The sequence below is a fragment of the Mesorhizobium sp. M0244 genome (assembly GCF_040321795.1).
GTDB lineage: Bacteria > Pseudomonadota > Alphaproteobacteria > Rhizobiales > Rhizobiaceae > Mesorhizobium.
Genome location: NZ_JAMYSE010000083.1, coordinates 20,689 through 28,394, shown reverse-complemented (window position 1 = coordinate 28,394; position 7,706 = coordinate 20,689). Strand labels below are relative to the sequence as shown.

Below are 7,706 nucleotides of genomic sequence, written 5' to 3'. Positions count from 1 at the left end.
GGGTCTCACACCCTATGAGTTCATCTGCAAAATTTGGGCAAAAGAGCCCGAACGGTTCCGACTCGATCCCACCCATCAAACGCCGGGACTAAACATCTAGATGGTGCTTGGGACCAACCTCTAGGGTCCGCTGCGCCGAGGGCAAGGCGGAGGCAATCGATTTAGGCCGGCAGAGGACGTCGCCCGTTGGCCGCGACCGCCGCCCGGTCGGGCGTCCGTGCGCCGGCGTCGCGCGGATGCGGCCCGATCGGCATAATCACCGGGAATGGCGTCGCGCCGAAAGCGAAGGTCCATTTGTAGCCGACCAGCCCGTCCTCGGGCGTCGTGTGCTGATCGTGATGAGCAAGCAATTTGGCGCGCTCGGCCAGTTCCTCCGCCTCGCGCCTGACCATTTCCGCCGTTTCCGGCCGCATCCGCCTGGAGAAGCTGACGAATGTCGCCTCGCGCTGCAGATGCGTGATGGCCCAGCCGATGAAGTTCTTGTTGGTCATCTCGAACAGCGGCCGCAGCGGCCCGTCGAAATTCCACTGGATCGGTGTCTCGACAAGCAGTCTCGCCGACAGGCCGCGACCGAGCGCGACCAGCCCGAGTTCCTCAAGGTCGCGCAGATAGAGGAACATCGATGCCTCGCTCAATCCTTGTGAGCGCATGATGCCTTCGGGGGTGAATTTCTCGGAGAGCATGACGAAAACGAACAGCAGCGCCGGCCGCCCGGCGAGCTTGCGTTCGATTTCCGGCGCGATGTGGTTGGCAGGTCCCGGCCCCCTGGTCATCGAGCCAAGCACATTTTCCAGCTCTACGCCGGCTGCCGCGCAGATCTCCACCAGCCGGTCGAGCTTGCAGTTGCGCTCGTGGAAGATGCGCTTCACCGTCGGCTCGGAAACGCTCATCCGCTCGGCAAGGACGCGGTAGGTGACGCCCTTGGCCTTCAACGTCCGTTTCAACGCTTCGAAGATCAGCCCGTTCATGCGATGCACCTCTTTCGCGTGATTTGGTATCAGCCTTCGGTACTAGTCCCGATAGGTCTTCCGGGAAAGTATCGAAAGGCCTAGCTCTCCGCCATTCATTACAGGAGACCAGCCATGAGGACCCTCATCACTTCGATACTCTTCGCCACCATCGGCGCCGCGATTGCGCCTGCAGCCCAGGCCGGCGAACTCTGGCGCGCCACCGGCCTTGAGCAACCTGAATCGGCGCTCCTCGACGCTGCCGGCAAACGCATCATTGTCTCAAACATCGTCGGCAGCCCCGGCGAAGCCGACGGCAATGGCTATCTGTCGGTCCTGTCGACGGACGGCAAGATGGTCACCCAGCACTGGACCGACGGCATGGACGCGCCCAAGGGCATGGCGATTGCAGGCGGCAAACTCTATGTCGCCGACATCACCCATGTGCGCGTCGTCGATCTTCAAAGCGGCAAGCTCGTCTCGACCATCGACGTGCCGAATGCCGTCTTTCTCAACGACATGACTGCCGATGCATCCGGCAAGGTCTACGTCACCGACATGCTGGCCGACGCGATCTACCGCATCGACGGCGACCGGCCGGAACTGTTCGTCAGGGATGCGGCACTGGCTTCGCCGAACGGCGTCTTCTGCGACGGCGGCCGGCTGATCGTCGCCTCCTGGGGCAAGGGCATCAAGCCCGACTTCAGCACCGCGGAGCCGGGCGGCCTGCTCTCGGTCGATCTCGCCACCAAGGCAATTGCGCCATTGCCCGGTGCCGAAAAGTTCGCCAATCTCGACGGCATCGTCGCCATCAGCGGCAGCATCTACGCCACCGCCTATATGACCGGCACGCTCTACCGCTACAAAGCGGGAGACACGCCGCAGGTGGTTGCGACCTTCAAGCCGGGCAGCGCCGACATCGGCACCGACGGCAGGTCGACAATCTTCGTGCCGCTGATGAACGACGGCGAAGTTGCGGCGTTGAGCCTCGACTAAGCCAGCAGCCAGCTCAGGCAGCGGGCGCAGCTTTCTTCAGCTGCGCCTGCGCGTCCTTGATCGAGGCGGCATAGGTCACCAGCGGCCGCTTGAGGCCGTGGTTGATCAGCATGCGACGTATCTGCGGTGAAGCGCCGGCGATGATGAAGCGCACGCCGGCGCGGCTCCCCTTGTGGGCCGCGCCTTCGATGACGTTGGCCGCCGTCGAATCGAAGAACGGCACCGCTGAACAGTCGAGGATGAAGTTCTTGCGCTGGTCGGCGATGCGGTCCAGTACCGTGCCGACGGTCGAGGCGGCGCCGAAGAAGAAGGCGCCCGAGATGCGGTAGACGACGGTGTCGGCATCGCTCGCCTCGCTGGAATCATAGGCGCTGGCTCGGTCGGCGACGTCTTCCTGCACCAGCGACTGGTCCGCCTCCACTGCGATGCTCTTGGCCATGCGGTCAATGAACAGGATCGAGCCCAGCGCAAAACCGACGACGATGCCTTCGGTCAGGTCGCGGAAGATGACGATCAGGAACGTCGTCATCAGCACCAGCGCATCACCGCGCGAGGCGCGCAGCAAGGTGGCGAAGGCCTGTTTCTCGAACATGTTCCAGCACACCACCGCCAGCACGCCGGCAAGCGCTGCAAGCGGGATGTAGCTGGCCAGTGGTGCCGCCACCAGCATCAACGCAAGCAGGATGGCTGAGTGCATCATACCTGAGACCGGTCCATGCGCGCCGGCCCGCACATTGGTTGCGGTGCGGGCAATGGTGCCGGTGGTGCAGATGCCGCCGAACAAGGCGGAGGCGATATTGGCGAAGCCTTGCGCCACCAGCTCGCAATTGGAGCGGTGCCGCCTGCCGGTCATGCCGTCGGCGACCACGGCCGAGAGCAGCGATTCGATCGCCCCGAGCAGCGCAAAGGCGATGGCGTCCGGCAGCACGTCGATCATCCGGTCGAGGCTGAGCGGCGGAAAGGCGGGCCATTGCAGGCTGCGCGGAATGCCGCCGAAGCGCGTGCCGATCGTCTCGGCCGGCAGGGCGAGCAATGCCACGACGAGTGACGCCAGCCCGATGGCGATCAGCATCGCCGGCCACTTCGGCCGAAATCGCTTCAACAGCGCAATAGTGATGATGGTCAGTGCCGCCACCGAGGTGGCGGCGATGTTGATCGTGCCGGCCGCCTCGCCGATCGCCATCAGCTTCGGCACCAGCGGCCCGGGCTCCTTGCCGGCGAGCTTCAGCCCGAACAGTTCGACGATCTGGCCAGAGAAGATGATAATGGCGATGCCGGCGGTGAAGCCTACGGTCACCGGATAGGGGATGAACTTGATGTAGGTGCCAAGCCGGAGATAGCCGATGGCAAGCAGGAAAACGCCGGCCATCATCGTCGCCAGCAGCAAGCCATCGACGCCGACCCGCGCCACCGTCGCCGCCACCAGCACGATGAAGGCGCCGGCCGGGCCGCCGATCTGGAAACGGCTGCCGCCCAGCGCCGAGACCAGGAAGCCGCCGATGATCGAGGTGTAAAGCCCGCGCTCCGGCGTCACGCCTGAAGCAATGGCAATTGCCATCGACAGCGGCAGCGCCACAATGGCGACGGTCAGCCCGGCGATGGCATCGGCCTTGAAGTGCTCGAGCGTGTAGCCCTCGCGCAGCACCGTCACCAGCTTCGGCGTGAACAGTTCGGAAAATGTCGGCCGCGCTGGTTGATGCACTGCCCGCCGGGTCTGATCCATCGAGTGCCTTCCGCATGAAACCAAGGAGGCGGCGGGATCGTCGGCAAGACTGTCGGCGGTCGCCGTCGCGACTTGGAGCGGCGTGCGTCCAAATGGGCGCACAGGTACGCTCCAATACTTTTGAACCGCGCATCGGACTATCCGAAAATCGATCTCGATTTCCGCCGATGCGGCAGTACCGTCAGCCTTGCGGGTTCTGCGGCGTGACAGGCCTGAGGCGAACACCCCTGCCGCCACGCTCGCTCGCCTGGTTCTCGCCGATCAGCTCGACCCCGGCCTCTTCAAGTGCCTGGATGACCTTCATCAGCGTATCGACCACGCCCCGGACCACGCCGTCGCTCGCTTCCATGCGCTGGATGGTTGGAAGCGAAACCCCGGCGCGCTCGGCGAGCGTCTTCTGGTCGATGCCGGCCAGCGCCCTCGCGGCACGCATCTGCGCGGCAGTGATCATCGGCCAAAACCCCCGTCTGAGTCTGCAATGTCACGTATAATACCTTTGTTATAATGGTTCAAGCATCATCCTGCACATGTGAGACATGCACCACTCTTTGCCAGCCGATACGCTATCATGCTACAGACTCGGGATCGTTTGGCGGCCCTGCGATCCCGATTTCACAGGCAACGACTTCAACAGGATAAGCGGGTGAAGATATTCAAACCGTTGACGACATCGACAGCCTTGCTGTCGATGGTTTTCCTGCTGGCAGGCTGCGGCCATGGCCTGATTAACAGGCTGATTTGACCGCAAATTGACTTACTGAGTCAGGTGCCATCGGCCCGCCCGAGCCATCGCTGCAGGAACCGTGCCGCCAGCCAGCACAGCATCGCCCAGGCAAAGCCGGCGCACCAGCCGGCCAGCACGTCGGATGGCCAGTGGACGCCGAGATAGATACGGCTGATGCCGACGAGCACCGCCGTCAGCACCGCCAGCCCAAGCACGTAGATTTTCGTTGTCCGCCCGGGCAAAAACCGCGCCGCCATGCTGCCCAGCGTCAAATATGTCACCGCCGACAGCATGGCGTGGCCGCTCGGAAACGAAAGCGATGCCACGTCGGCGAGATGCGAGACCAGATCGGGGCGCGGCCGGTCGATGTCGAATTTCAGCACGCTTGACAGGACCTGGCCGCCCGCCACCGCGACGAACATGAGAAGCGCCGCGCCTGGCCTGCGGATGAGGAGCAGATAGACGATCATTGCCGCAGTGATCAGTACCAGCACGCTGGCGCTGCCGAGGCTGGTGATGTCGCGCATCGCCCCTTCCAGCCATGCCGGTCCGATCGGATTGTCGGGTTGGCCGGCTTTGCGGAAGGCGAGCAGGATTTCGGTGTCGAAGGCATGCGGCGTGGTCGCCCGCGCCATTTCCATCAGCTCTTCGAACCCCCACAGCCCGCCGGCAATGATCAGCCCAGCCAGCAGGACCGGGAACTCCAGCCAGTTGCGCAGCCTGCTTGCAGTGTTCTTCATCGGCCCGATCGCAGTTACAGCTTTTGCAGATAGGGCCCGAGCGTTATCAGCGCCACAGCTGCGACGGCGAGCACGATGCCGGTCGCCTGCAAGGCATTGACGCGCTCGCCGAAGAAGACCAGCGCCACCACGTTGACCGACACCAGCTGGATCACCGCCGACAGGCTGAACGACACCGACATGCCGAATTCACGGATCAGCCTCAGCATGATCAGATTGCCCAGCGAATAGAGCGCCAGCGTCAGCACCATCTTGCCGAGGCTCGGCGCCAGTCCCCATTGCTTCGCCGCCGTCGCCGCCAGCAGAAAGATCACTGTCGAAACGCCGAGCTGCCCCAGTCCCCAGAAACTCACTTTTTGTTCCTCTCGATGCGGTCCTTCCGCGCCTGCCGCAGCTCTTGTTTCCGAAGCGCCGGTCGCGGTCAAGCGGGGCCGATCACGGACGCGAAATCTGAAGCTGGAAATTGACCGGCAACGTCATCAAACTGTGATCTGCCGGCGATAGGCGGTCAGTCAAGCGCCACGCTCCAGCCATCCCAAGAAGCCAGAGGCAAGCCCCCATGACTGAACATCGCTCCCCCGACGCCCGATTCCGCACCAGCCAGCTCGAGGAAAACAACGGCCCGGCCATCAATCCCTCCGACAACCGCACCATGGGCGAGATCATCGCCGCGCGGTTCTCGCGCCGCGGCTTCCTCAAGGGCTCGCTTGCCGTCTCGGCCATAGCGGCAACCGTCAGCCCGCTGGCGCTGATCACCGCCGACAACGCCCGCGCCGCCGAAGGCTCTGCCTTCGCTTTCGACGAGCTTGAAGCCGGCATCGACGATAAGCATCACGTCGCACCAGGCTACGACGCCGATGTTCTGCTGCGCTGGGGCGATCCGCTTTTCCCCGATTCGCCGGAATTCGATCCGACAAAACAGTCGGCGGAGGCCCAGGCCAGACAATTCGGCTACAACAACGACTATGTCGGCTATATCCCGATCGACGGCTCGGCCGAGCACGGCCTGCTGGTGGTCAATCACGAATACACCAATCCGCATCTGATGTTTCCGGGCCTCGTCACCATCGTCGACGGCAAAGCCAAGCAGACGGCCCTCAGCAAAGAACAAGTCGACGTCGAGATGGCCGCGCATGGCGGCACCATTGTCGAGATCCGCAAAGAAGCCGGCAAATGGCAGGTCGTGGGCGACGGCAAGCTCAACCGACGCATTACCTCCAACACCGATATCGCGCTGTCCGGCCCCGTCGCCGGCCACGACCGCGTCAAGACCAGCGCCGACCCGAGCGGCACGAAAATCATTGGCACCATCAACAACTGCGCCGGCGGCGTCACGCCGTGGGGCACCTATGTCATGGCCGAGGAGAACATCCACGGCTATTTCTCTGGCGAGCTGCCGCAGGGCCACAAGGAAGCGGCCAATTACAAGCGCCTCGGCATTCCCGAAGGCGCCTATGAATGGGCTGCGCATCACGACCGCTTCGACATCGGCAAGGAGCCGAACGAGCCGAACCGCTTCGGCTGGATCGTCGAGGTCGATGTCCAGGATCCGACTTCGGTGCCGAGGAAGCGCACCGCGATGGGCCGCTTCAAGCATGAGGGCGCAGAATCGATCGTCGCCAAGGATGGCCGTGTCGTCTTCTATCTCGGCGACGACGAGCGCTTCGATTATGTCTATAAGTTCGTCACCACCGGCAAGTTCAACCCGAACGAGCGCGCCGCCAACATGAATTTGCTCGACGACGGCACCTTGCATGTCGCCAAGTTCGCCGAGAACGGTTCGGTCGAATGGCTGCCGATCGTCTTCGGCCAGGGTCCGCTGACGGCGGAGAACGGCTTTGCCGGCCAGGCCGACGTGCTGATCGAGACGCGCCGCGCCGCCGACCTGCTCGGCGCCACCAAGATGGACCGCCCGGAAGACATCCAGCCCAATGCCGCCAACGGCAAGGTCTATGTCATGCTGACCAATAATTCGAAGCGAAAGGCCGATCAGGTCGACGCCGCCAACCCGCGCGCCGAAAACGCCTTTGGCCATATCATCGAGATCGTCGAGGATGGCGGCGATTTCACTGCGACAAAGGGCAAGTGGGAAATCCTGCTGAAGTGCGGCGACCCCGCTGTGGCCGAAGTCGGCGCCACCTTCTCGACCGCAACCACCGCCAATGGCTGGTTCGGCATGCCGGACAATTGCGCGGTCGATTCGGCCGGCCGCCTCTGGGTCGCCACCGACGGCCAGGGTCCGAAGGCCACGGGCCGCACTGACGGTCTGTGGGCGGTGGATACGGAAGGACCGGCGCGGGCGACCTCGAAACTGTTCTTCCGTGTGCCGATCGGAGCCGAAATGTGCGGCCCGTTATTTGCGCCGGACGACCAGACCGCCTTCGTTGCCGTCCAGCATCCGGGCGACGGCGGCGAGGACTGGGAGGCGTTCGGCCGTCCGTCCTACTATGAGGACCTGTCGACGCGCTGGCCCGACTTCAAGCCGGAGATGCCGGTGCGCCCAGCGGTCGTTGCCATCACCAAGCAAGGCGGCGGTAAGATCGCGGTCTGATACGCAGCAAGGCCTTGCAGTCTCA

7 protein-coding genes and 1 pseudogene are annotated in these 7,706 nt (G+C 63.6%); 3 read left to right on the top strand and 5 right to left on the bottom strand.

Annotation, left to right across the window (positions count from 1 at the left end; all coding sequences use genetic code 11):
- Positions 1–100: pseudogene (locus NKJ08_RS30820) on the top strand (IS481 family transposase); the annotation flags it as partial.
- Positions 101–161: 61 nt separating this feature from the next.
- Here NKJ08_RS30820 and NKJ08_RS30815 read toward each other — a convergent pair.
- Positions 162–968, bottom strand: coding sequence for a helix-turn-helix domain-containing protein (locus tag NKJ08_RS30815; protein ID WP_352527536.1), 807 nt, complete (start codon positions 966–968; stop codon positions 162–164).
- Positions 969–1,082: 114 nt separating this feature from the next.
- On the opposite strand from NKJ08_RS30815, the gene NKJ08_RS30810 reads away from it, so the two are divergent.
- Positions 1,083–1,943 carry an NHL repeat-containing protein gene (locus NKJ08_RS30810; protein WP_352527538.1) on the top strand — a complete coding sequence of 287 codons (861 nt, stop codon included), beginning with the start codon at positions 1,083–1,085 and terminating at the stop codon, positions 1,941–1,943.
- A gap of 13 nt (positions 1,944–1,956) precedes the next feature.
- Here the strand turns inward: NKJ08_RS30810 and NKJ08_RS30805 are convergent, their stop codons facing one another.
- From NKJ08_RS30805 to NKJ08_RS30790, 4 genes are all read right to left on the bottom strand, one after another.
- On the bottom strand, positions 1,957–3,666 hold the full coding sequence (locus NKJ08_RS30805) for a SulP family inorganic anion transporter (protein ID WP_352527540.1): 1,710 nt from the start codon (positions 3,664–3,666) through the stop codon (positions 1,957–1,959).
- A 181-nt stretch (positions 3,667–3,847) separates the two neighbouring features.
- Positions 3,848–4,117: a helix-turn-helix domain-containing protein gene (locus NKJ08_RS30800; protein WP_352527542.1), complete on the bottom strand. Its 270-nt coding sequence runs from the start codon at positions 4,115–4,117 to the stop codon at positions 3,848–3,850.
- 311 nt (positions 4,118–4,428) lie between these two features.
- A complete protein-coding gene (locus NKJ08_RS30795; protein WP_352527544.1) occupies positions 4,429–5,130 on the bottom strand; it encodes a phosphatase PAP2 family protein in 702 nt (233 codons plus the stop codon).
- 14 nt (positions 5,131–5,144) lie between these two features.
- A complete protein-coding gene (locus NKJ08_RS30790; protein ID WP_352527546.1) occupies positions 5,145–5,483 on the bottom strand; it encodes a hypothetical protein in 339 nt (112 codons plus the stop codon).
- Between the two features lie 206 nt (positions 5,484–5,689).
- On the opposite strand from NKJ08_RS30790, the gene NKJ08_RS30785 reads away from it, so the two are divergent.
- Positions 5,690–7,681, top strand: a complete 1,992-nt coding sequence (locus tag NKJ08_RS30785; RefSeq protein ID WP_352527548.1) for a PhoX family protein — start codon at positions 5,690–5,692, stop codon at positions 7,679–7,681.
- Positions 7,682–7,706 lie beyond the last annotated feature (25 nt).